The sequence below is a fragment of the Desulfomonile tiedjei DSM 6799 genome (assembly GCF_000266945.1).
GTDB lineage: Bacteria > Desulfobacterota > Desulfomonilia > Desulfomonilales > Desulfomonilaceae > Desulfomonile > Desulfomonile tiedjei.
In genome coordinates, this window is the sequence record NC_018025.1 from 4,554,654 (window position 1) to 4,577,568 (window position 22,915).

Here is a 22,915-nt window from a genome sequence, read left to right on the forward strand (position 1 = left end):
AGCGGAATTCTCAGGTACCAGATCTCAGCGTTCATTCACAGGAATCGATGAATTTTTGCGTGCCCAGTAAGCCGGAATAATTCGTTTTTTGTTCGAAAATAAAAAACAGGGAAAGCGAAAGGCATTTTTTGGTTGACACCTTCGCCCCCTGTGATAGAAGTCGTTCCACTTCTCAACATACTTTTCCATCCCAGTGGAACGCACGCAAACGGCCATTTAGATGCCGTTTTCGTGTTTTTAGGCCCAGTGTTTTTGACTCCCCTCCCGGAATTCTCTGAAGAGGCACCGAGGAGCGGCGGAGATGGCACGTTCACCGGCGGGAATGAATTCCCATATCCAACCTCGATCAGGACTTAAACACCCACACGATTCCATTGTCAAGCAAATTATGTCTTTTTTTTTATAGTTGTGTTATTTTTCCAGAATAAGAATTAGCAAAGTTAAACCATTCTTTGAAACTTGGGCAGACAAGCCCTCAGAGCGCGTTACATGAAGGTTTAACAGTAAGAAACGGAAGACTTCCTATATTCACTATGAAAAATTCTCGATTGCAGGCAGGCAGAACAAGAATAACGCGTACGCGTTGTGAATACCAATTTGCTTTCAAAGTCAGACGAAAGATCCCCTCTACCCCCATAGGCGCTAACTTTGCTGTAATTCTTTGTCCCGCAGGGACTGAAGAAAATAGCCCGGTAATTTATTGCCGGGAATCTGTGTACCAGCCGTCCCTCCGGGACTCTAAAATCATTAGGGTTTTACCTTAACCGGCGATGAATCGCCGGCCTATTTTCAGTTGTTCCTCCGGAACAAACGACCAAAAACGCCATAAGTTAGCGCCTATGCCCTCTACTCCCCTCTATTAAAGGGGGGAATGGGGGATTTTGAAGGCAAATTGATATGAGAAGTTACTCACGCGAACGTTTTTCGGTCAGCGGCACAATGCGGAAAAGCAGATATCGTTCCGAGGATGCTTCAGGCACCTTTTCGACGCCCCATCCGAGAGAGTTCAGGCCGCGTATGACGGTGTCATGATATTTCAGATCTTTTGCATCGGAGTACAGGAAATCCGGGGCATTGGATTCCGTCACCCGTCTGAGCCGATCCAGGGTATCCAGATAAATTTCGTGATCGGGGACTCCGGACCTCACCAACGAGATTGTCTTGCACCCGGACAAGTAATGAATGATACGAGGACGGCCTGTCAGCACAATTGCATCCGGGGCATTCGCCTTGAGCCACCGCGCTGCCGAAAAGAAAGCGGAACTCCGGTCGTTCTGTGCCCCGCCTTTTTCCAGAGCATGTCTTGCTTCCCAGACTACTCCGACATTGTGGCCCAGATTCAACGCTCCAAGTACCAGAAATGCTATGACTAAAACCTTTTCCGGTGTGGGAAATCCGTGCCGGTTGCGCACCAGCTTTATCGTTTCGAAAATTCCCAGAGCAAGGAAGAGGTACAATCCGGGTAACAGGAAGATGATGTACCTGGTTCCCGCGCTGGTCAGCACAAGACCGCAGAACTGGAGAACTGTCAGCGGGACGAAAAGGCGCTCGCCCTTCCGACATGCCTGGACCATCCCGAACAGAGTCAACAAGGGTACTGGAACCTCGAGGATTCCCGTCTTCACGGAAATTCCGGTAAGTGCCAGATTGCTCTCAGGAAAATACTCCAGGACGGCAGTGGCTATCACGCGTACCTGATCGCTCCAGTGCCTTCCTGCCACAGCATTCAGGTACGTGCCTTCGGATTCCGAGATTGGAAACGAAGCCTTCCAGTATTGCCACAAAACAAACGGGATAATTGAAATAATGAGAAAAAAAAGTGTCTTAATCAGACGCTCGGTCTTTGAAAGATTTCTCCACGCACTGAAGAAGAATACGGCTGCAGCAAAAGGAATAGCTATGCCGTTTATTCGAATCAGACACGGCATTGCCATGAGCGCGCCAGAAACTGCCAACCACGCGTATGTCGGGGTATCCTTGGCTGACAAAACGCCGTGAAGAGCGATAAATGTGAACAATGCAAAAGGCACATCCGCTAGGACGAAAGTAGCGTTGTAGAGAAGCACGTAATTCAGCACAAAGACTCCTCCGACCAACACCGCAATGTCCCTGCCCGCGACCCTCGCAATCAGCAGAAACCCGAAAACCGCTGCCAGGAATCCGGTAACGGCCATTAGGGCACGATAGCTGAAGAAATCGGAACCGAACAGCCGGGCAGTTCCAGCGAGAATCAGGGGAAGACCGGGAGGCACAAAAGTGTGGGGCTCCCCATTGAAAACATACCCTTCCCCTCGAGCAATGGATTCTCCGAGTGACAGATAAAGAGCGCTGTCCGGGGTGGCATTCCATGAGCTGTTCACAATCAAGCAGAACCCGACCAGGGCCAAAACCAAAATAACCGTCAAACGCCCACGGGTGTAAAGACCCTTGAGCGATTGGGCCATTTCCGCGAAAGCCGGTTCCGACCGAACAGAATTGCTCTGATCAGAGAAGTGCATGAATTTCCTTGAATATGGCGTAACAAGAGGGACGCATATAGTGTCTGCCAAAAGTCTTGTCCGATTCAAATCCCCCAAGCCCCCTTTATGAAAGGGGGGTAAGAGGCAACATCTAAATTCCCCCCTTATTAAAGGGGGGCCAGGGGGGATTTTTCGACTCACATCCGCATTGAGCTTCGGTCATTTATCTTGGCAATGACTATAAGGAATCTTTCTGGAGAGAAATGTCCCTCGGAGTCTTACTGTCATATAGGGTCCGATTCTAGTCCGACTGAAGTTTTATTTCAAATTGAGGTAGCACGATTCCGTGCTCCCGGAATTACACTTTCTTCAGTATCCAAATGTACGTGGGACAAATGAAATAGGCCATCCGAACGAGCAATAAGGCCGCCTTTTGAGTCCAAGATCCAGGCGTCACCAGTTCCGTGGCAGAATATTTCACCGGATCTTGTATCACTTCGAGCGTGTAATCGTGACATTGAAACGCTGCGGTGAGTTTTCTCAAACCGGGCAAGGTAAGCAGATTCTCGTAGTAAATGTCGCCTTTTCCGAACATGCGGCAGTACAGGTTCGCAATCGGCTTCGGGAATACCGACAGGAGAGGCAATCCGTAATGAGGTTCGATCAAGCAGAGTCTATTATGCGCTGCAAAATAGCAGATCCCGCCTCTTTTGAGGACCCGATAAATCTCATGCATGAGCTGTGTAGAATCCGGCACGTGCTCGTAAATATGGGTACACGTCACTACGTCGAAAGATTCGGCTTCAAGGCCGGTGTCGATAGCGTCTGCCACCGTAAACCGAAGGGCGTCGCTGGAAAAATGCTCTGTGGCATGTTCCACGGCAGGCCGGTCGATATCTATCCCCAGGGTGAATTTAAAGCTTCTGCTGTACAACCGGGTCATCAGTCCCGCAGAGCACCCCATGTCAAGCAGACGCAATTCAGCCAAAGACCCGGGGCCGCCACAGTAGTCTTCCAGGACTGCCACGGTTTTCATAGCTTTTTGGTTCTGGCGTTCATCGTCGAACTGGTACTCTGCGAATCGCTCCGAAAACCCGTACTGATACACGTGTTTATTCTCAGACATGCAGCCCGTCCCTTATTTTCTGAAGAGAATCCGGGCACGCACATATCACGGGATCATTGTCGAAGCAAACGGAATTTTGCTTGGAGAAAACTTGATTTGGCTTCTGCATTGAAACGTTGACAAGAGATGGCTGTCTGAGTACTGTGAAATAGTGAGGTAGATAATTCTGCCCCAATTCGAGTACATCACGGAATTAAGCCCATTTGGACTCGTCCGGGAAGCGTACTCACAAGAAGTCCATGCTGCGCGGACATGAGTGCCGCCTACCGTGCCTGAGGGCCGAGAACATGCGCATGGACTTTTCTCGTTCAGGAGACGGGATAAAAGTTTACGAGTTTGTGACCGTAGAGCCCAGGCGCGACTTCACCATTGTCTTCAATCCAGACGAAGAATTTTCCTTGCCGGTCTTCTTGCCAGGTTCCTTCTTGACCTTTTTCGGCTTACTTGCAAGCGCGGCGTCCAGCACTTCATCAAAAGTGAAGGGGTATAACGAGATCATCTCTGGTTTAGGGCCAGGGCGCTTCTTAGATTTATCCGCAGTCTTGCTTATGTGAAAATTCTTCCTAGAATCTGATATTCAGTTCTCGCAGCATCCCAAAGGTGTTGACAGACTTCACCCCGAACTTCTGACAAACGTTTGGGATGGGCACTCTGTTTTTTCTTTGCAGGTCCAACACTTCTTGCGTCACTATTGTGTGTCCATTGTGCTTAGCATAAGCTATTAGCCATCCATCGGCACCAGCGGCGAATTCTCTTTTGGCAAGATCATGGTACTGGTTCTCACTCTGGACCCAAGCCATAATGTCGCTATAGTTTCCGATTACCGAGGCATCGTCTGTTGATGAAAAAGCACTTGCGAAATCGTTCCTTACCCAGGCAGCTAAGTCATCATTGCCCCGCAACAATTCATCTTGAACGCGATCAATACTTTCAATTTGTCTATTATTGGCAAGACTAATGAGCATGTTCCAGAAAGCAGGGACCAAATCAAAAGCGTAGTAACGCCGAGCTGCTTCTATAAAGACGTTGGCGTCAAGCAAATATCTAGCCCCTTTCATAACTAAACCCCGATGAAGCCAAGAGACTCAGCGTAACGGTCAAAAGTTTTGCCATAAAGCCCGGTTAGATGATATGCTTCATCGTAAAGTAGTCTATCCGATTTCACAGCCAGTATCACATTCGTGGCAAATGTGCGACCTACGCGCATATTCTGAGTAGCATAGAAATCGCCTCCAGGCCGCCTGTCAGCTTTCTTTAGATACACACGTTTTCGATACCCCTCATAAAAACTCAGGAAGCTCTCTTTTGATATTAGGTCGAGATCGAGCGCCCGCCGTGCTACTACGATTTCGCTTGCCTTGAACAAACGAGCAAGATACCTAAATGGTTCGTCTTCATCTTTAGCCGTTTGCCACTCTCTGGCCATCAGTTCAGATGGCACCAAGAATTCTGCTGCTGCTTGATCGCACTTCTTTTCTATAGGATCATCTGCTACATGAATTTGTCTTAGATCAAAAGCTGCGCTGCTGCCAAAGCAAATATGAGCTAGTTCGTGAGCCAGAGTAAACATCTGGGCAGCCTTTACGTCTGCTCCATTAATGAAAGCCAATGGAGCGTATTCATCTACTAGGACGAATCCCCTAAATTCTGTAACGTCCAAAGGTCGATGTGTGTTGTTTCCAACAACCCCATTGACTATTACGATGATTCCTGCCCGCTCCATTGTCTCTTGCAGGAATTGCAGCGCTTCTGCCCATGTTTTCAAATCCGATGCCCAATTCTGGTCTACCCGAAGTATTTCTCTCATACATTGGACAACCGATTGGACAGGCTTATCTACTTTGACAGATTGCACGAATGACAGTGAATCATGGCCTTGCTGGATGAGATACTCCCTCATCCAAACCTGTCTTTTTTGCATTTCGTAAATTGTGTCAAGCAACTCGGGACTGATGCGTGTCGGGGGTGCTTTTTCAAAAGTCCTAAAATATGGGATAGGCAATTCTTCAGTTGGTGGTTTTTCGAGAAACAAATAACCGAATGGGGTTGCAGTCTGTTTTGCCAACTCTTCTAACTGCCGTAGCGTAGGCTGTTGTTGCCCGGTAAGCCATTGCATTAGTTTAGGAAATTTAGCTTCTAGTTCAGGTATAGATTTCCTAGAGCGCGACAAAGCCCACTTAAGAACGTTTAGGTTAGCTGCTACCTTTGTCATCGCCATCTCCACGGCACCTTTTGATTCTTCCCTGAGTCCTGTCTATCAGAATGCTTGTCCCTTTTTTTAGTTCCTTGATATCCCATCCGATCTGTACATCAACCGCTCCCCTTCCGTTCCTTTGATAGCCGCAATCATTCTCCCACCATCAGAAACTTTTCTCAATTTCCAGCGGAAAGCAAACTCATTGCTAGAATATGTGAACAGGGATCGAGAGCACGTCAATACGGCTGAGAGCTTCTTTGCTCTCTTGAAGCGTTGTCACTATGGGATCTTCCACAGCCTATCCAAACTGCACCTTTTTCGATACTAATCAGCAATATTTGGGTGAGTCAAGTATAATATTCCGAAACCTTTCACCATAGGGTTCCCAAAGCAGGTGACTTCCACGTATGGATTTGCCCCACGGCTTTCTGCCCGCCACTCGCCAATAAACTTGTAAGCGGACGAAATAGTCGTGGCGACTTTTTCGGGAGGTATGATCACCCTTCCAAATTCCGCATTCATCGAGCCTATTGGGTAGGGGAATACGAGGCACCTGTACATCGGGCTAAAATACCGAAGAGCATATTGGACCGCAACGTTTTCCCGCCGTAACAAGCTCTTAACATATTTCACGCTTTAGCCGGCTCTTTTCCTTGAGTTAACGGAGATCCCCTTCCCTCTTCCTTGCCTCTAGCTGCGCTGCATGTTAGGAATGTCTGATTCTCGTTCAGACTGGAAAGCAGGTTTATGGAAGCCCGTTTCAATCGGATCTGGCTGCGCCTCAATGCGGAGACCGTCGGACGCGACGATCACTGGTGGATTGCATTGCAAAACAGGGCATTCTTTGAGGATATGGCACCGGTGATTCGGAAATGGGTGCGAGGGAGAGTGCTCGATCTGGGAGCCGGGCGTCTCGCCTGGGAAAGCCTGATACGAGAACAAACTGATGACTGCTTGAGCGTGGATTTGACGCTCCATCATCCTGACCTCGATGCCCTGGTGGATGCCACTGCAGTGCTTCCATTTCGGGATGCCAGCTTCGATGTGGTTTTCTGTTGCTCGGTCCTGGAGCACGCTCCGGAACCCTGGAACGCGTTTTCGGAAATCTTTCGAGTGCTTAAACCCGGTGGCACTGCCATAATATCTTTGCCTTTCGTGCTACATTTGCATGACGCTCCTCTGGATTTTTACAGATTTACCAGGTTCGGCATTGAGCGGCTGGCTCTAGCTTCGGGATTTCGCGTCGAGGAAATCGTGGTGAACGGAGGTCTCTTCCATCTGTTCCTGAACGTGCCTTCTGTTGTAATGTCTGTCTCGTTAGAGGCCGTGGGGTTGCGATCTCTCATGCGGACATCGACGCGCGTGTGGTTGCAGGCCGCTCGTTTCTTCGATCGAGTCTTTCGGCTCCATGAACCATTCGCCTCCAATCACATAGCCGTGCTTCGGAAGGCGGACAATGTAGGCGAAAAATCCGGATGAAGCCCGTTACGGATTGAGAGTAAAACTTGTTCAGATATGGATTGTTCCTTTAAGCTCAGTTATTACCGCCAGTATGGCTGAGACGTGTCATCGGAGCCCCAGCGGGGCGATCCAAATGGTAGCCATGGGTGCAACCCATGGAAAGATTTATAGCAAAAGAGGAAAGCGAGGTCCCTGGCGGGGTCCACCATCAACTCAGATGGACCGATTGTGGACCCTTTCAGGGTCCAAGCCTCTATAATGTGGGCGCCTCTTCCCACGGGTTTGCACCCGTGGCTACTCATGGTTCGTCCCTCCAGGACGTCAGAGCTCTGAGGCCCAGTAGCGCCCAAACGAAAGGCCAGGAAATCACCTGAGCCAAGAGCATGATCCATTGCGTTCGCATGTCATTTCAGATGCAATAGAAGGAGAATCCATTCTTGAAGCTTGACGTAATCGGCTTCGGATCGCTGAATCTTGACGAAATATGGGAAGTGCCCAGGGAATTCTTACGAGTTCACGATCTCCCCCTCGGTGAGGAATACGTGCGCGACGTGAACTGGTTCGCACGGTTCTATCCCGAGTTGCGCAAACACGGAATCATGATGGACACGACACCTGGAGGTTCCGCTGCAAACACCATAGCGGCATTACGAAAACTGGGGTTTTCCACGGGATTCTATGGCTGTGCCGGTGAGTCCGATCTGACTGCGTTGAAGCTGGAAGACCTTGGAAGGCCGAAGGATCTGAGAATTCATACAGTTCCGGTTGCAGCGGGAAGATGCCTGGCTCTCATAGACGCTGAAGACTCCCTAAAAGACAGGGTGCTGCTTATTTTGCCGAACGCCAACGATATGGCAGGGTCCGAAGATCTGGACACGGCATACTTCCTGAATGCGTCATGGCTCCATTTAACGTCCTTTGTCGCACGAGATCCTCTGGATGCCCAGATGAATCTTGCTGCAAGCGTGCACGGGAACACCCAAATCAGCTTCGATCCCGGAGCGATCTACAGTTGCCTCGGCATGAGCACACTCGAGCCTCTTCTCAGAAGAACCGATGTACTCTTCTCAAGCGTAGAGGAATTGGAGCAACTGACTTCAGTGAACGGAGTTGAAAATGCCGTCGACACGCTTATGAAATTGGGGATTGAAATTATTGTCGTAAAAATGGGTGAAAAAGGACTGAAAGCTTTTTCACGAGATCGTGCAGTATCTCAGCCCCCAATTCCGGCACGTACGATCAAAGACCGGACAGGGGCAGGAGATGTCGCTGCTGCGGGTTTCTTGGCGGGGATGTTGCTGTCTCTCAATATTGAGGAATGTGCTGAATTGGCTGCGATTACAGCATCCAGGAGTATTGAAGGATTTGGCCGCAACGCGTATCCTGATCGATCCGTTCTCGAAACAATGTTGTCCCGGGGGCAAGCAGCCGGGAGCAAGCACGTACAGCAAGATGCTTAGTGGAGGAATGCAGTGGAGCCAGCCCGAAAAGTTTTCATAAGCGATTGCGAAGGTCCCATTACCAAAAACGACAATGCGGCCGAACTCTCTGATGCCTTCATTCCCAAAGGAGACCGGTTTTTCAGCAAAATCAGTTTGTACGACGATTATCTCGCGGAGATCGTGCACCGGCCGAACTATAAAGCGGGAGACACTCTCAGACTCATACTGCCGTTCTTCAAGGCTTTCGGCCTCGATAATCGCAGCATGGTGAAGTTTTCCCGAAGAAATATCCAGATCATTCCTCAAGCCGACGACATGCTCCGGGACATTTCTGAAAGGCTGCCCTCTTACATTATCAGTACCAGCTATTCGCAATATATTGTGGCAGTATGTGAAGTGCTGGGATTTCCGTTTCAAAACACCTATTCTACTGCAGTAAATCTCGATGATTATTCCATCACGGAAGGGGAAAAAAAGATCCTGAAAGATCTTCACGCGCGAATCCTTGCCCTTCCGGATTTCGTGATTCCAAAGGGAGCGCTTTCCCTTGCAGATTTTACCGATGAAGGTCAGCAAACCCTTGCAGAACTGGATGAAATCTTCTGGAGCATTTTGCCCGAGATGAAAGTTTACCGGCTCATAGATGAGGTTTGCCCGATTGGAGGCAGAGAAAAAGCGGCTGCAGTACGGAAAATTGTTGAATTAGAAGAAACCGACTTAGACCACGTCTTTTATGTAGGTGACAGCATCACCGATATCGACGCGTTTCGCACGGTCAGAGATGCAGGAGGATTCGCGCTTTCTTTCAATGGCAACGACTGGGCGGTTCGAGAAGCGACGTTTGCTGTGACTGCTCAGACTGCCCTGCCCATCGGGTGGCTCGCATCGGCATTCGCTAATCTTGGCATGGAAGGGCTGAGGGACCTCACCATGAGCCGAGTTACTCCTGAGAACAGGGAATCCATAACAGAGCTGAGTTGCAGGGTGAGAAAAACGGTGCGTACAGAGAAGATAGGCAGCCTTGGCTAGAGAGAGACTTCAAAGCACGTACGGTATGAACATCCAGGTGCGTTTCCGGTATTCCTCGTACTCCGGATAATGAGCCTGCAACAGTTGCTCTTCCTTAAATCCTTTGATCAGGTAGAGCAACGCACAACCGAACCAAAACGGCGCAGCATAGATGCTCCCGAACGCGAGCACGTATCCGCCCAAAGCTGTCACCACTGCAGTGTACATGGGATGCCGTACTCTCTTGTAAATCCCCGTGGTAATCAGTTTCCCGCTTCTTCGAGGAGCAGCAAAGACACGAAAATTCCTTCCCAACGCCTGATAGCTGAGAATCCCGATTCCCAATCCCAGTAAGCCGATAATACCGCCCGCAATCTGCAGGGCCACTATGGCATGTGAAGACGAGGGCGTGCTGTACAAAGGAGCAACAATGAGAGTCAGTACCGCGAAGGTGATATATCCGATAGATATTCCGCGGAAATCTTTCCCCCGCATGTTTGCTTCACGTTTCGACCTGGTCAGACTGAAAGGACCCTCTGCCTTGCGGCCTCGTTCGATAAGCGCCAGGTAGAGTATTCCCCAGTTCAGATTGTACACTGTCGTGAATCCCATACGACGCAGCATGATAGTGAAAGGCGGAGATCGATGACCGGACAAGCACGTCACGAGAACCGGCCGGTCTTTCGGTCGTGATGCGGCAGCTTCCATCAATCCCGCTCCCCAGGGATAATTCTCTGCGCATTGAATGCGATTCCATTTGAATTCCGGCTTGGTGCGTATGTCTACGACCCAGGTATCACTCGGGAGTGTGTTCAACCGCCAAGGAGGTAACGGCTTTGAGCCTGCAGCCATTGTCAGCAACTCGCCTCCCAGGACAAGACCGAGCAATAACAAGAACGTGTTTGAGTTCCCCGTGAGCCCATTATTGGCCAACTCTGCTCGGAGTCGTGCCATCATAAAACCGGTCTGCACCACATATACTACCAGGAGCACGATCCATACACACAGTCCCGGCAAACTTCCGGTATGTATGCACAACCCGAGGAGCCCAACAAGCAGCGCTGTCGTGAGCGGATGGAGAAGTTGCCCGCCGTGAACCTGTGCAAAAATGTGAGCATTGCGCGATAGAGACGGTATAAAGATGAAATATGAGGCGAGACCGATGACTGAAAAGAAAAAGAGGAATCCTGCAGGAATCAAAAACAGGAGAGATAGGATGAGTTGCCCCATTCCGGGGTCTTCAGAAAATCCGGTTGTCAGCCCGATGGTCAGGACCACAGCCGCTGCCGCAGCGTACGATACTATCGTAAGAATACGGCTGTCAGCTATTCGGTCCTGCCATCGGATAGAGTTGAGAGATGACGCAGAAATTGAGCCCGTCCTCCACTACCATTCTGAAGAACAACGGATACCGCGAATACGGTCGTTTTTCAACAATGACTCAAAAGAGCAACGGACCAATCAACAGATTATCTGGATTTCATCCGTCTCAATTTTTTCAAGAGTCTTTTGCGAGCGGCCATAGCTTTTCTCTTGCGCTTTACACTCGGTTTTTCATAGGCACGTCGCTTTTTTGTCTCGGTAAGAACTCCTGATTTTTGCACCTGTTTCTTAAAACGTCGCAATGCATTTTCAAACGGTTCGTCTTCTTTTACATAAACTCCCGGCATACAGATGAATCTCCTTTCGCGTACTTCTTTTTATAGAAATGGATCGGAGTACCTCGGCGCTGCCCATGATTTTTGGTTTCATGCGCGGAGCACCCGTAAGTACCCCAAAACTTGTCTACGATTTGTATTTATGTGTTTTTCGGAATTTTTCCGCACCTCACCCTTGGGTGAAATGGGAACACAAAGACCGGATTTTAACGATAGGAGGTATCAAATCCCTTCTACTGGACGTCTCGGACATGTCAGTCGCTAGATGAAACGCCCATCAGAATAAAGGGAGGATGGTCCGAGTCAAACTTACCCGGCTCCAACCCATCAAATAAATATACGTGACCAACAGGAATTCGTCAAGAAATTCTGAGACAAAAAACGATCGGAAGAAAAAATAAAAAAGAATTGTTCCGTGTCACCAAGCAGTAGGAAAGGAATACCATTTCGCAATTATGCATATAAGATGGCGCAGGCTGAGGTGTTCTGAGCGGAGTGATTAGACGGCTTTGCGTCGTCCGGAGCGAAGGATACCTCCAGCCTGCCAGATTATAAAAAGAAAAGCGAATCGGTATAAGGACTGGAAATCAAGCTACAGGAATACCCCGGGTGAATGCAGTTCCGGAAAACAATTATACGCCTCGTGTTTCATGGGGCCAAATGTACTTATGTATCTGTAGTTGAAACCTCACTGGCAGTTTGTCTTCCAGCAACCACGCGACCACATTACGGCTGGGAATTTCCCCGAAAACCGTTGAAATGAGCACTTTCACCTTTTTATTTCCGAAATTTTCCCGAATGATGCCTCTGGCCCATTCATAATCATGTCTGTCCGAGATAACGAACTTCACCTCGTCCGTAGGTTTTAATTTCCAGATATTTTCCCATCTGGTGTTGTGGCTTTCTCCGCTGGAAGGACATTTTATGTCCATGATTGTGACTACTTTTTCGGGCAGCACCGAGATATCTTGAGTTCCATTCGTCTCCACGAGCACCTGATGACCGCGTTCGATAAGTGCATTCGCTAATATCGGGGTCTCTTGCTGCAGTAACGGCTCGCCTCCGGTGATCTCGACCAGATTGGTGCCGTAATTTTGGATACGCTCCAAAATTGACTCGAGGGACATATTTTCACCTGCTGTTTGCGCGTAACTGGTGTCGCAATATCGGCATCGCAAATTACACCCTGCGAGTCTCACGAAAGCGCAGGGATATCCCACAAAGGAAGACTCTCCTTGTATGCTCCTGAACAGCTCGGAAACGTTTAAGATCATGGGTACCCCTTTTCAGGATTGAAAAACTCGTTCCCAGTGATAAGATATCATGTCTTAATCATTGAGGCCAGCGGGCCCTGTACCGAGATTGTTGGAGGCTACGTTGAAGACAGTACTAGTCCGATTCCTCCCGGACGATGTAACAATCGAAGCTGAAATAGGAAAACTGCTGCTTGACGTTGCTCTGGAGGCGGGTGTTTTCATTCCTGCGGGTTGCGGTGGATCGGGGACCTGCGGTCAGTGCAAAGTTCGTGTCGTGAACGGCTCGGTAGATGCGCAAAAGCTCGAAAAAGTCCACGCGGCCGCCCGAGCTGCCGGATACGTTTTGGCGTGTCAGTCTCGCATTACGGAAGAAGTCACGATCGATGTCCCGAAAGCGAAACTTGGAAGAAAGGTAATTCCTCGGGATGAAGCCGACCGGATGCGCCAGACTGCGACTCCTATGGAATCCCCGATCGTTCCTGAAATCAGGCCGATGACCCTGCGGGTATTCATGGAGCCTCCTTCCCCTTCTATAGACGACAACCTCAGCGACTACGAACGACTGACAAGGATACTCAAGGTCGATCACGATCTCCATCCTGTGAAATGCAGCCTGGACGTTTTGAGGGAAATGCCTCAGCAGTTGAGAAAAGACCAGTGGAAGATCACTGCGTGTTTCAAAATTGACGACTGCGGAGAGGGCTCGGCCGCAGCTCGCACATACTCCTTGAGCAGAATTGTCCCGGGGCATCTAAAGACTGGACCCATGGCAGTCGCTATCGATATTGGAACCACGTCTCTGTGGGGCGAGTTGATCGACCTGGATTCCGGAAAAGTATTGGCGAGGTCTTCCCGATACAATCCCCAAATCTCCATGGGAGATGACGTTATCAGCCGAATAGTTTTCGGACTCAAGAAGGACGGTCTTGAAAAGCTTCAACAGCACGTTTCAAGAGGACTCAACGAAATTGTAGCGGAACTCGTCGAGAAGAGCGGAACCTCCATTGACGAAATTGACTACATGGTTGCTGCCGGAAACACGGTAATGACCCACTTGTTCCTCGGTCTCTTTCCGAAATACCTTCGTGAAGCTCCGTATGTGCCGGCAGCTCAGAATATTGACACAGTCCCTGCTCAGGAGCTGGGATTAATGCTCAGTCGTCATGCATTTGTGAACGTAATTCCCGGTGTGGCTTCATATGTAGGGGGGGATATTGTCAGCGGAGTCCTGGCAAATGGTATGTGGGATTCCGAATTGATGACCCTGTTCATAGATATAGGGACAAATGGAGAAATCGTTGCCGGTAACAAAGATCTCCTCATGACGGCTTCCTGCTCCGCAGGGCCGGCTTTCGAAGGAGGCGGGCTGGAATACGGCATGCGAGCCGCTCCGGGCGCCATTGAAGGCGTGCTCATAGATCCTGAAACGTACGAACCCATGATCAAAACGATTGATGCAAAGCCTGCTGTAGGAATTTGCGGTTCAGGGATCATCAACATTATCTCTCAAATGCTCAAAATAGGAATTCTCAACCAGAACGGGAAATATGCCGATAATCTGGACACTCCGAGAATTCGGGTAGGAAGAAGCGGAAGAGAATATGTTGTCTGCCGTGCCGCTGAAAGCGGACTTGAAGAAGACATCATCCTCACTGAAGTGGATCTCGATAACATACTCAGGGCAAAAGGCGCGATGTTTTCAGGTTACACCTGCCTCCTTGACAAGATCGGCTTGACGGTGGACGCTCTGGATCGAGTCATCATTGCGGGGGCTTTCGGCAGTTTCATCAATCTCGATCATGCCATCACCATCGGGCTTTTGCCTGATATTCCCAGAGAAAAATTCTCATTTATCGGTAATTCATCGTTGAAGGGTGCTCGACTGGCGGCTCTGGACCGGAACCTTTTCGCGAAATCCCGGGAGATTGCCAGAGCAATGACGAATGTCGAGCTTTCTGAAGATCCTTCATACATGGACAATTTTATGGCTGCACTCTTTCTCCCTCACACGAGAGGCGAATTGTTTCCATCAGTACGCTTCTACAAAACGTGAGCTCCATCCTTCCCCGCGGAAGAGCCGATATCTATTCGCTTTCAAAGAAGTGAAGCTTGAGGGACCTTTTTGTAGAAAGGTTCCTCAAACTCCCATATGCGCTTACTCGTGTTTTTGGAAATCGGCATTCTCAGATTCTGCATTTGCTTCATGGATTACAGTGGTTACACTCATAAGTACGATAGATCGTAGAAGTCACCAGATTTGGCGAAAATGTTCTGGAGGTCACCATGGACGAGAGAGACTTGAATGTAAGGAAATTGGCCGAGGAAAATTTCGTAGAAGCTCCGGCCAATCTTGGAGACTGCGTATGTGACGACGAACGCAAATTACGTATGGCATTGTCAGAGCTGAGATTCCGTCCGGAAATATTCTCAACTGACCATATCGGCATAAAAGGCGCTTACTGTGCAACACATGATCGGTGCAAGCATTAATCTTCCATAAAAATAACGACACCAGGAGCTTCTTGACAAAGAAGACTCCTGGTTTTTTTTATTGGTGAATTGGGAAACACGGAGTTTGTTCATCAAAGCGATTATAGCAGATAAGGTGATTTCTGACCTTTTGAACACATTGTGCTTTAAATTGAACGGTAGGGGGCGGCGTCTCTGCCGGCCCGAGCCGGTTGATTTGCATTTGAAAAATGTGCCGGCGCGGAGGCACGGCACCTACCAATTGCCGAGAAGTGCTTTTCGCAATTGGACACTGTTTTATACACTTGCTATAGAACCTTCTCCATACTAGGTGTCGAAATACTGGAATTAAAGCCGGAAGTTGATCACAAAACAGAAAGGATTCTCACCCGTGACACCATTGCAGAAGAAGTGATGGCGTCTTTGTAGCGATCAGTGAACAAACAAGGACAAGCACATGAAAGTTCTCACCTTTATTTTCGCGAGGCTGATTCAGAAAGGTCGATACGCTCGGGCTTTGGCCCTGCTGCCGCTCCTGTGGAAGACGAGCCTGAGAGAACTGGGCTCCGGAATTCTCAGGGTGCTGCAATTCCTGGTTTCGGGAAGAGCCGGACTCAAAGAATTTGCCGCATTGTTTGCAGGAATTCTTTACATATTTCTTCCGACAGATTTCCTTCCCGATTTTATTCCGGGAGTCGGCTGGTTAGACGATGCTGCAATATTCACGCTTCTGACAGGGTATCTTTACAAAAAAGCGAACGACTTCAGAGAGAAGCAGAAATCGGCGGCATAGATTCCGGCTGAAATCAGCCGGAGGTGATCAACGGCACTACTGATGGTTCCAGTCGAACAGTAACGGGCGTGGTTCCATAATGATCCCCATCAGCTTCCACGGGAACGCAATTATCCGATTCGATGCGCACGCTTCGCGCCCTGAACCGCATAATGTCTGTATGATAGGAAGATGTTCGTGTTAAGCCGGCAAGGGCATAGGAGACAATACGGCTCACAGATCCTTCCCGAAAGACGCACACGTGAAAACAGCCTGAATTGAGGCGTGCGTCCTCTGCAAAGACCAGGAATCCACCATAAAGTCTTACTTTCAGGAGCATTACCGTTGCTCCGGTTACCTCAGTGTGTTCGTCAAGGATTACCTTCAGCCGCACGGGTTTGTGGTACGCAATCGTCTTTACAATAGGAATGACGTACCCGATGTATCCCAAGCCTCCATTGCGGTGTCTCTTCACTTCTTCGGTGACTGCTGCATCGAAACCTGCAGTCAAGAGCATCAGAAATCGTCGATCTCCTGCCAACCCCAGATCTGCCTTTAAAATTTTGCCTTTTTCCAGAGCATTGGCCAGCAATTCCATCTCCGATGGAAGCCCAAGGGACAGAGCAAGCTGATTGGCGGTCCCGACAGGGAAATGAAACAAGGGAACACGTGAAGGATCCGGAATCCCGTTCAGCACTTCGTTTACCGTACCATCTCCCCCTGCTATGACTAGTCTATCCAGAGAAGAATCGATAGTACGAGCACGTTCCGCTGCGCTTCCTGCTCCAGAAGTCAGAAAGATTTCTGTCCGGTGGCCTCTGCGTTCCAGTACCTGCGCAAATTCTTCAATGCGTGAAATCGCTTTCCCCGTTCCAGCTATGGGATTTCCAATAATGAGTACTCTCATGCGAACGGTTTCACTCTGCGATGAATTTCGGTTGCGGCTTGCATGACTGGGCAGCCCGCACTTAGATCAATCAAAATCTTCGCTAGTCAACCAGATTTGATCAGCTTATCGAATTTCCCCTTTTCCATAAGCAAATACGAACCTGTAGCACTGGTACATACGTTTCCATCCTGAACGATCTCTGCTTCGAGGAAAACTCGGCTGCCATTGCGGGACGCGATCCTGCATCGTGCTTCAATATCCTGATCGACATATACCGGTCTGAGGAACTTCACCTGAAGATCGATAGTTACTCCTACCTGTTGCATGAAGTGGATCGTGGCCCATCCCATGATTTCGTCAAAAATGCCGCTTTGTATGCCGCCGTGGAGAATATTTCCAAAACCCCGGAATTTGGATGATGCATGCCAGTTGAGAACAACTTCACGCGGCTCGGTTTCTGACTCGAAAAAATCCAGTTTAAGCCCGATGGGATTGTTCAGTCCGCAAAAAAAGCATTCACCTGTTCTATATGGATTCGGAATCGGTTTCATTCGTACTCCTGGTATTGGGATGATTTCTCTTGTCCGAAGTACATTTACAACGGAAGACATGCTTGTCAATTCCTGTCGGCAGCTCGGTTTATTTCGAGCTGTCCTCGATATACGATCTCACGAGGTTTTTTCCACTAAAGTTCCCCAATGTGTAATAGGCAATGGACATTTCCGGACCGAAAAGCTTTCTTCGTATGCGATGGCGACTCCAACCGCGACTGTGCAACTCTTTGATTTTCCGTCCTGTTTCTTCAAGGTAATGCACCTTTTTCAGGAGTTCTTCTCTGGGATTGTCCCGCGTCGTTCCACTGCCGGGGAACAGGAGAGTGGAATCCACAGAAGCGAGATTTCTTAAAGATTCAATGATTTGCCAGATATTGTAATCCGCTCGTAATGCCTTATCCTTGCCGCCGACATACGTGTCTCCGGAAAAGATCCATCCTCTATCCGGTTCATACAGAGTAATATGGTCCGGGCTGTGTCCGGGAGTATGGATAACGCGGAATTTGTGATGCTCTGTTTCCAGTTCTTCTCCGATGACAGTTGCTGTGGATGACTGCGGATAGCCCCACATGACTATCTGATACGGCCGAAGTCTCTTGGTAGATGGATCTGCAAGAATAGGAACTGCTTCGGAATGTGCGAGTATTTGTGCTCCGAACTTCGTTTGAACTGCTTTGTTCGCGCCAATATGATCTTCATGGGAATGGGTATTCACGATGAAGCGTACGTACCTGCTTCCGAGCGTGTTCATGAATTCCGAAACCGTGTGAGCGCAACCGGTGTCGATCAACAGTCCGTCCACAAAATATGCAGCAGTAAAATACAAACCACGTCCCATGAAGGTTCGGGCCATGCGAAATTTTGTCACCTCTCCGACTTGTTCCACGTAAATCATGATGTCTCCGTCTTATATGGCAGTTGACATAATTTCTGACTTTTGAACATCCTACCCTTTGTGAGGAACGGTAGGGGCCGGCGTCCCTGCCGGACCGAACTGGTTGATTTGTTTTGAAAAATGTGCCGGCACGGAGGCCGGCACCCACCAATTTTTAGGAAGCGCTTTTCGCAATCTGACAAAAATTCTGTCATCTGCTTCAATCCTATAACAAGATTCAAATGCGGTTTAGTACGATTTGACAATCTACAAGGAAAATCTGGGGAACCTTCTTCACAAGGATGATTCTTCAAATTACCTTTGTTAGATCCATTCGTTACGCCTGAACAGGTAGAGTAAGAGGCTGACTATGGTGAGGGCTACGACGATCACCATGGGATAGCCCCATTTCCAGCTCAGTTCGGGCATGTATTTGAAATTCATGCCGTACCATCCGGATAAAAAAGTCAGGGGAATGAAAATGGTGGAGATAATCGTCAACACCTTCATGATTTGATTTAATCGGTTACTGATACTGGATAAATAGATGTCCAACATCCCCGACACAATATCCCGGTAGGTCTCCATGGTTTCTATGACATGGATCGTGTGGTCGTACACATCCATCAAGTAAGGGATCGTTTCTTTTTGAACGAGAGGGGCATCCCCCTTTGAAAGCCTATTGAGTACTTCCCGCAGCGGCCACACGGACCGGCGTAATACGATCATATCCACCTTCAGTTTGTGAATTTCCCTCAGCATTTGCGGATCCGCCCTGGTCGCCAGATCTTCTTCCAGAACTTCAATGCCCTCGGCAAGTTTCTCCAGTACGGAAAAATAATCGTCCACCACAGCATCTATCAGAGCATATGCCAGGTAGTCCGGCCCTGAGGTTCTGAGACGGCCTACACTGGAACGGATTCGATTCCTGACCAGATCGAATGGATCTCCCGCGGTTTCTTGAAACGTTATGAGGCAGTGCTCTCCAAGGACAAGGCTGACGTGTTCCGAAACGATTTCAGAAGTAGTCTCGTCGAAAGTCAGAGTCTTGAATACGATAAATGTATAATCATCTGTGACCTCAATTTTCGGCCTTTGGGTGGTGTCCACGATATCTTCGAGCACAAGTGGATGAATATTCAACTGCTTGCCGATTGTTTCAACCGCGTGGATATTCTGTAATCCGTCTACATTTATCCATGTTATTAGATGATCTTTCGGGATTTGTCCTACCTTTTCGGGATCCAATACCGGGAATTCGGTCACGCCTGAACGATCGTATGTCATGGCCGTTATGTGCACCGGTCCTTCCCGTTCAGGACCAATATAAACCAGTGTACCGGGCGGGAGTCCGGACGTCCGAGACCGCTTGCGGCTCTTCGGTTTTCCCTGAGATTTTTCTGGCTTCGGACGGCGAGTTGTCATACATGTACTCCGTAATAATCCGAATTACATGACATTGTTTCAGGCTAACAGATGCTATGTTGCCATAACTCAACACGTACACCAAATACATTCATAATCGGTCAGGTATTGGAGCTTGCTTGACCGTTATCTGTTCCGCATGGTAACTTTTGAGGAATGGATTTTAGAGAATATTTGGCCACACTTAGTATTGCAGAGTCTATGTATAGAGTTGAGACATACGAATTCCATAGAATTTTTGTATAAAAAAGGAACGTCGATTTTGCAGAGTCAAACATCGATCCGGTGAAATTTAGATAAGTGAAGAGAATAATTCAACTAAATTCCTGATCCGACGGACCCTTCGATAGCTTGCTGGGAGGAAGACATGGACGACACGTTGGAGAAAAAGACATGCACGTGCAAAACTGGTCTTTCCCGACGGAGCTTTTTCACTTCGGTTGGAATGGGCGCAGTTGCATTGGCTGCGGCCAAGCCCGTACATTCTCAAGAAAAACCCCAGGTAATGGAACCGGATTCCACGGAGAAGATCCGACTTATAGTGAACGGGCGGGAGCATCGCATACTTGTGGAACCTCGATGGACACTGCTCTTCGTGCTCAGGGAAAAGCTCGGGTTGACAGGTACGAAGATGGGTTGTGAACGCGGGGAATGCGGGGCGTGCACGGTGCTCATCAATGACATTCCGCAATATTCATGCCTCAAGCTTGCAGTGGAAGCTGAAGGGTACGAGATTACCACCCTCGAAGGTCTGATGAACGGGGAGAATCTCGGGCCTGTTCAACAGGCTTTCCTGGAAAAGGACGCGTATCAGTGCGGATACTGCACTCCCGGCCAAATAATGGCTGTGGAAGGCCTATTGCGGCAGAATGCCAGTCCAACCATGGATCAAATCAAACGGGGCGTCAGTGGGAATCTGTGCAGATGCGGCGCGTATAAGAACATTTTCGATGCTGCCAATCTCGCTGCCAAACTCAAGGCCGGAGGGGGCTGATATGAAACCTACGGACGACAAGCCATACTTCCTGAAAGGGGTTCCAGTTCCTGAAACGCCTCTGCCCGGCGAAGATCCCAAACCCTGGAAACAGACTTCGGTAGTGGGAAAGCCTCTCCCGAGAACCGACGGATACGAACGAGTCAGCGGAGCTGCGGTATATCCCTCCGATGTGCTGTTGCCCGACATGTTGTACGGTGCGATTCTTCGCTGCCCCTATCCCAATGCTCGCGTAAAAAGCATCGACATTTCCGTTGCGGAAAGATTGCCCGGAGTGCGTGCCGTCATTACAGGATCGACTCCCGGTGCCGATCTCAAATGGTCCTACGGAGACGGGGTCAGTGCGAAACTTTTCGATCCACATTGTCGTTTCGAGGGCGAAGCCGTGGCCGCGGTTGCCGCCGAGACTCCTTACCAGGCGAGTGATGCGTTGCAGGCAATAGAAGTCAAGTACGACGTCCTCCCGTTTGTCGTCGATGAACGAAAAGCAGCAGAATCCGGTGCTCCAGCAGTACATCAAAAGGGAAATCGTGTTGCCGCCCCGACAAAATACGAACGCGGCGATGTGGAGAAGGGGTTTGCCGAAGCCGATGTTGTCCTGGAGGAAGAGTACAGGACCGAATGCGAATTGCATACGCCCCTGGAACTCCATGGGTGTGTTGCAAAATGGGACCATAATCAGCTTACCATCTGGGAGTCCACTCAAGGTGTGTACGCGGTTCAAAGCAAAGTTGCGGAGGTTCTCGGGCTCCCACTCGCCAAAGTTCGCGTGATCGGGCATTACGTGGGCGGGGGATTCGGTTCTAAGCTTCGGGCCGGCAAGTACACCGTGATAGCAGCATTGCTGGCAGCAAAAGCAGCGCGACCTGTGAAGCTGTTTTTGTCCAGAGAAGAAACCTTTGTCACGTGCGGAAACAGACCTCCGACTAATATGAAGCTCAAAGCCGGGGTGAAAAAAGACGGCACGCTCACTGCTTTACAACTGACGGTTACGGGCACTGGCGGAGCTTTCCCTGCCGGAGGAGTCAGTCTTGTAGATTGGCAGGTGCGGGATCTGTACACCTGTCCCAACGTTCGTACGGAAGCTACGGACTTTTACACCCATACAGGGCCTGCTCGACCGTTCCGTGCTCCGGGGCATCCTCAGGGATCCTGGGCATTGGAGCAAATGCTCGATGCATTGGCCGAGAAGATTGACATGGACCCTGTGGAGTTGCGGCTCAAGAATATCCCTCTGTTTAGTCAGGCACGGGACGGGAAGCCCAAGTATTCGTCTACAGGCCTCAAGGAGTGTCTCGAGACCGGAGCAAAGGCTTTTGGGTGGGCGGATGCCCGAAAGAACCGAAGCGCAAGTCAGCCCGGCCATTTGAGACGCGGAGTGGGAATGGCTGCCTGTCTCTGGTTTGTGGGAGGAGGAGGTCCGCCTTCTACCATCGTGCTGAAGCTGTTTGCAGATGGCAGTGCCAATCTCAACATGGGAGCCAGCGATATAGGTACCGGCACTAAAACCATTATGGCCATGGTAGTCTCCGAAGAATTGGGAGTCGATCCGAGCAAGATCTTCATAGAAAACGCGGACACCGGAACCACTCAATTTGCGACCCCCAGCGGTGGAAGTAAGACAATCCCCACGGAATCGCCCGCAGTGAGAGCAGCAGCGATAGAAGTCAAGAGGCAACTTCTCGCGATGGCTGCACAGGATTTGAAAGTCGATGCCTCACGACTCGCGATGAAAGAAGGATCGATTTATATTTCCAACGAACCCTCCCGCACTGTCAAAATTTCAGACGTCGCGGGTTTGAAAAAACGCGGGGTTATCGTTGGGGTAGGTTATCGGGGACCTAACCCTGCGAATCTGGTCGTGAATCCTTTTGGAGCACAATTCTGTGAAGTTCAAGTCGATGTGAGAACCGGCGAAATCGAAATCTTGCGATTCGTTGCAGCTCACGAGAGCGGGAGAGTAATGAATCGGCTCACCTTCGACAGTCAGGTCATTGGTGGTATCACCATGGGCATAGGACTGGCATCAACGGAATTTCGGGTACTCGACGCCAACGAAACCGGAAAACTCTGCAACAGGAACTGGCATGATTACAAGTTGCCTACATCACTGGACATTACGGAAAACATCACCAGCGTTCCTGTCGAGATCCTCGATAATGAGGCAAACTCTACCGGCGCAAAAGGACTCGGGGAACCGGTAACCATACCGACAGCCGCTGCCATTGCCAATGCAGTTTACAATGCCACGGGTATTCGAATTACGCACACACCTATCAACCCTGTTCAGCTCAGCCTTCTTTTTTCAGAAAAACCGGTCAAGGGGTGAAC

At 49.4% G+C, this 22,915-nt stretch carries 21 protein-coding genes; 10 read left to right on the plus strand and 11 right to left on the minus strand.

Annotated features, from left to right (window positions below):
• Positions 1-905 precede the first annotated feature (905 nt).
• Together DESTI_RS19390 and DESTI_RS29150 are read right to left on the minus strand one after the other, a co-directional pair.
• A complete protein-coding gene (locus DESTI_RS19390) occupies positions 906-2,498 on the minus strand; it encodes an ArnT family glycosyltransferase (RefSeq protein ID WP_014811670.1) in 1,593 nt (530 codons plus the stop codon).
• A 319-nt stretch (positions 2,499-2,817) separates the two neighbouring features.
• Positions 2,818-3,585: a class I SAM-dependent methyltransferase gene (locus DESTI_RS29150; protein ID WP_014811671.1), complete on the minus strand. Its 768-nt coding sequence runs from the start codon at positions 3,583-3,585 to the stop codon at positions 2,818-2,820.
• Positions 3,586-3,878: 293 nt separating this feature from the next.
• On the opposite strand from DESTI_RS29150, the gene DESTI_RS19400 reads away from it, so the two are divergent.
• Positions 3,879-4,139 (plus strand): hypothetical protein, encoded by a 261-nt coding sequence (locus tag DESTI_RS19400; RefSeq protein ID WP_157212212.1) that lies wholly within the window; start codon positions 3,879-3,881, stop codon positions 4,137-4,139.
• A gap of 9 nt (positions 4,140-4,148) precedes the next feature.
• Here the strand turns inward: DESTI_RS19400 and DESTI_RS19405 are convergent, their stop codons facing one another.
• A complete protein-coding gene (locus DESTI_RS19405) occupies positions 4,149-4,643 on the minus strand; it encodes a DUF4411 family protein (protein WP_014811673.1) in 495 nt (164 codons plus the stop codon).
• A 2-nt stretch (positions 4,644-4,645) separates the two neighbouring features.
• Positions 4,646-5,797 carry a DUF8813 domain-containing protein gene (locus DESTI_RS19410; RefSeq protein WP_014811674.1) on the minus strand — a complete coding sequence of 384 codons (1,152 nt, stop codon included), beginning with the start codon at positions 5,795-5,797 and terminating at the stop codon, positions 4,646-4,648.
• Between the two features lie 187 nt (positions 5,798-5,984).
• Between DESTI_RS19410 and DESTI_RS31815 the strand changes: the two genes are divergently transcribed.
• The 4 genes from DESTI_RS31815 (at position 5,985) to DESTI_RS19430 (ending at position 9,714) form a co-directional block, all read left to right on the plus strand.
• Positions 5,985-6,110: a transposase gene (locus DESTI_RS31815; protein ID WP_157212213.1), complete on the plus strand. Its 126-nt coding sequence runs from the start codon at positions 5,985-5,987 to the stop codon at positions 6,108-6,110.
• A 419-nt stretch (positions 6,111-6,529) separates the two neighbouring features.
• Entirely contained in the window at positions 6,530-7,261 is a 732-nt protein-coding gene (locus DESTI_RS29155; protein ID WP_014811675.1) for a methyltransferase domain-containing protein, read from the plus strand.
• Between the two features lie 419 nt (positions 7,262-7,680).
• A complete protein-coding gene (locus DESTI_RS19425) occupies positions 7,681-8,703 on the plus strand; it encodes a carbohydrate kinase family protein (protein WP_014811677.1) in 1,023 nt (340 codons plus the stop codon).
• Between the two features lie 12 nt (positions 8,704-8,715).
• On the plus strand, positions 8,716-9,714 hold the full coding sequence (locus DESTI_RS19430) for a hypothetical protein (protein ID WP_014811678.1): 999 nt from the start codon (positions 8,716-8,718) through the stop codon (positions 9,712-9,714).
• A 9-nt stretch (positions 9,715-9,723) separates the two neighbouring features.
• On the opposite strand, the gene DESTI_RS29160 is transcribed toward DESTI_RS19430, so the two are convergent.
• From DESTI_RS29160 to DESTI_RS19445, 3 genes are all read right to left on the minus strand, one after another.
• Entirely contained in the window at positions 9,724-10,971 is a 1,248-nt protein-coding gene (locus DESTI_RS29160; RefSeq protein ID WP_014811679.1) for a methyltransferase, read from the minus strand.
• 191 nt (positions 10,972-11,162) lie between these two features.
• The gene (gene rpsU / locus DESTI_RS19440; protein WP_014811680.1) at positions 11,163-11,363 is read right to left on the minus strand and encodes a 30S ribosomal protein S21; all 201 of its coding nucleotides are present in this window, start codon (positions 11,361-11,363) and stop codon (positions 11,163-11,165) included.
• A gap of 620 nt (positions 11,364-11,983) precedes the next feature.
• Complete coding sequence (locus DESTI_RS19445; RefSeq protein WP_014811681.1) at positions 11,984-12,625, minus strand: radical SAM protein; 642 nt, start codon at positions 12,623-12,625, stop codon at positions 11,984-11,986.
• Positions 12,626-12,728: 103 nt separating this feature from the next.
• Here DESTI_RS19445 and DESTI_RS19450 point away from each other — a divergent pair, with 103 nt between their 5' ends.
• From DESTI_RS19450 to DESTI_RS19460, 3 genes are all read left to right on the plus strand, one after another.
• Complete coding sequence (locus DESTI_RS19450) at positions 12,729-14,660, plus strand: ASKHA domain-containing protein (RefSeq protein WP_014811682.1); 1,932 nt, start codon at positions 12,729-12,731, stop codon at positions 14,658-14,660.
• A gap of 230 nt (positions 14,661-14,890) precedes the next feature.
• Positions 14,891-15,097 (plus strand): hypothetical protein, encoded by a 207-nt coding sequence (locus DESTI_RS19455; RefSeq protein ID WP_014811683.1) that lies wholly within the window; start codon positions 14,891-14,893, stop codon positions 15,095-15,097.
• A 436-nt stretch (positions 15,098-15,533) separates the two neighbouring features.
• The gene (locus DESTI_RS19460; protein WP_014811684.1) at positions 15,534-15,869 is read left to right on the plus strand and encodes a YkvA family protein; all 336 of its coding nucleotides are present in this window, start codon (positions 15,534-15,536) and stop codon (positions 15,867-15,869) included.
• Between the two features lie 13 nt (positions 15,870-15,882).
• Here the strand turns inward: DESTI_RS19460 and DESTI_RS19465 are convergent, their stop codons facing one another.
• The 4 genes from DESTI_RS19465 to corA all read right to left on the minus strand — a co-directional run bounded on the left by DESTI_RS19465 (position 15,883) and on the right by corA (position 19,590).
• Positions 15,883-16,755, minus strand: a complete 873-nt coding sequence (locus DESTI_RS19465; protein WP_014811685.1) for a diacylglycerol/lipid kinase family protein — start codon at positions 16,753-16,755, stop codon at positions 15,883-15,885.
• 86 nt (positions 16,756-16,841) lie between these two features.
• Complete coding sequence (locus tag DESTI_RS19470; RefSeq protein ID WP_014811686.1) at positions 16,842-17,288, minus strand: PaaI family thioesterase; 447 nt, start codon at positions 17,286-17,288, stop codon at positions 16,842-16,844.
• An 88-nt stretch (positions 17,289-17,376) separates the two neighbouring features.
• Positions 17,377-18,186, minus strand: coding sequence for an MBL fold metallo-hydrolase (locus DESTI_RS19475; RefSeq protein ID WP_014811687.1), 810 nt, complete (start codon positions 18,184-18,186; stop codon positions 17,377-17,379).
• A gap of 303 nt (positions 18,187-18,489) precedes the next feature.
• Positions 18,490-19,590 carry a magnesium/cobalt transporter CorA gene (corA, locus tag DESTI_RS19480; protein WP_014811688.1) on the minus strand — a complete coding sequence of 367 codons (1,101 nt, stop codon included), beginning with the start codon at positions 19,588-19,590 and terminating at the stop codon, positions 18,490-18,492.
• A gap of 367 nt (positions 19,591-19,957) precedes the next feature.
• On the opposite strand from corA, the gene DESTI_RS19485 reads away from it, so the two are divergent.
• Both DESTI_RS19485 and DESTI_RS19490 read left to right on the plus strand, forming a co-directional pair.
• A complete protein-coding gene (locus DESTI_RS19485) occupies positions 19,958-20,584 on the plus strand; it encodes a (2Fe-2S)-binding protein (protein ID WP_014811689.1) in 627 nt (208 codons plus the stop codon).
• Between the two features lies 1 nt (position 20,585).
• Entirely contained in the window at positions 20,586-22,913 is a 2,328-nt protein-coding gene (locus tag DESTI_RS19490) for a xanthine dehydrogenase family protein molybdopterin-binding subunit (protein WP_014811690.1), read from the plus strand.
• Positions 22,914-22,915 lie beyond the last annotated feature (2 nt).

Excerpts from the sequence above, each read along its gene's own strand:
- DESTI_RS19390 (WP_014811670.1), bottom strand. The coding sequence starts at position 2,498 with ATGCACTTCTCTGATCAGAGCAATTCTGTTCGGTCGGAACCGGCTTTC.
- DESTI_RS29150 (WP_014811671.1), bottom strand. The coding sequence starts at position 3,585 with ATGTCTGAGAATAAACACGTGTATCAGTACGGGTTTTCGGAGCGATTC.
- DESTI_RS19400 (WP_157212212.1), top strand. The coding sequence starts at position 3,879 with ATGGACTTTTCTCGTTCAGGAGACGGGATAAAAGTTTACGAGTTTGTG.
- DESTI_RS19405 (WP_014811673.1), bottom strand. The coding sequence starts at position 4,643 with ATGAAAGGGGCTAGATATTTGCTTGACGCCAACGTCTTTATAGAAGCA.
- DESTI_RS19410 (WP_014811674.1), bottom strand. The coding sequence starts at position 5,797 with ATGACAAAGGTAGCAGCTAACCTAAACGTTCTTAAGTGGGCTTTGTCG.
- DESTI_RS29155 (WP_014811675.1), top strand. The coding sequence starts at position 6,530 with ATGGAAGCCCGTTTCAATCGGATCTGGCTGCGCCTCAATGCGGAGACC.
- rpsU (WP_014811680.1), bottom strand. The coding sequence starts at position 11,363 with ATGCCGGGAGTTTATGTAAAAGAAGACGAACCGTTTGAAAATGCATTG.
- DESTI_RS19445 (WP_014811681.1), bottom strand. The coding sequence starts at position 12,625 with ATGATCTTAAACGTTTCCGAGCTGTTCAGGAGCATACAAGGAGAGTCT.
- DESTI_RS19455 (WP_014811683.1), top strand. The coding sequence starts at position 14,891 with ATGGACGAGAGAGACTTGAATGTAAGGAAATTGGCCGAGGAAAATTTC.
- DESTI_RS19460 (WP_014811684.1), top strand. The coding sequence starts at position 15,534 with ATGAAAGTTCTCACCTTTATTTTCGCGAGGCTGATTCAGAAAGGTCGA.
- DESTI_RS19465 (WP_014811685.1), bottom strand. The coding sequence starts at position 16,755 with ATGAGAGTACTCATTATTGGAAATCCCATAGCTGGAACGGGGAAAGCG.
- DESTI_RS19470 (WP_014811686.1), bottom strand. The coding sequence starts at position 17,288 with ATGAAACCGATTCCGAATCCATATAGAACAGGTGAATGCTTTTTTTGC.
- DESTI_RS19475 (WP_014811687.1), bottom strand. The coding sequence starts at position 18,186 with ATGATTTACGTGGAACAAGTCGGAGAGGTGACAAAATTTCGCATGGCC.
- corA (WP_014811688.1), bottom strand. The coding sequence starts at position 19,590 with ATGACAACTCGCCGTCCGAAGCCAGAAAAATCTCAGGGAAAACCGAAG.
- DESTI_RS19485 (WP_014811689.1), top strand. The coding sequence starts at position 19,958 with ATGGACGACACGTTGGAGAAAAAGACATGCACGTGCAAAACTGGTCTT.
- DESTI_RS19490 (WP_014811690.1), top strand. The coding sequence starts at position 20,586 with ATGAAACCTACGGACGACAAGCCATACTTCCTGAAAGGGGTTCCAGTT.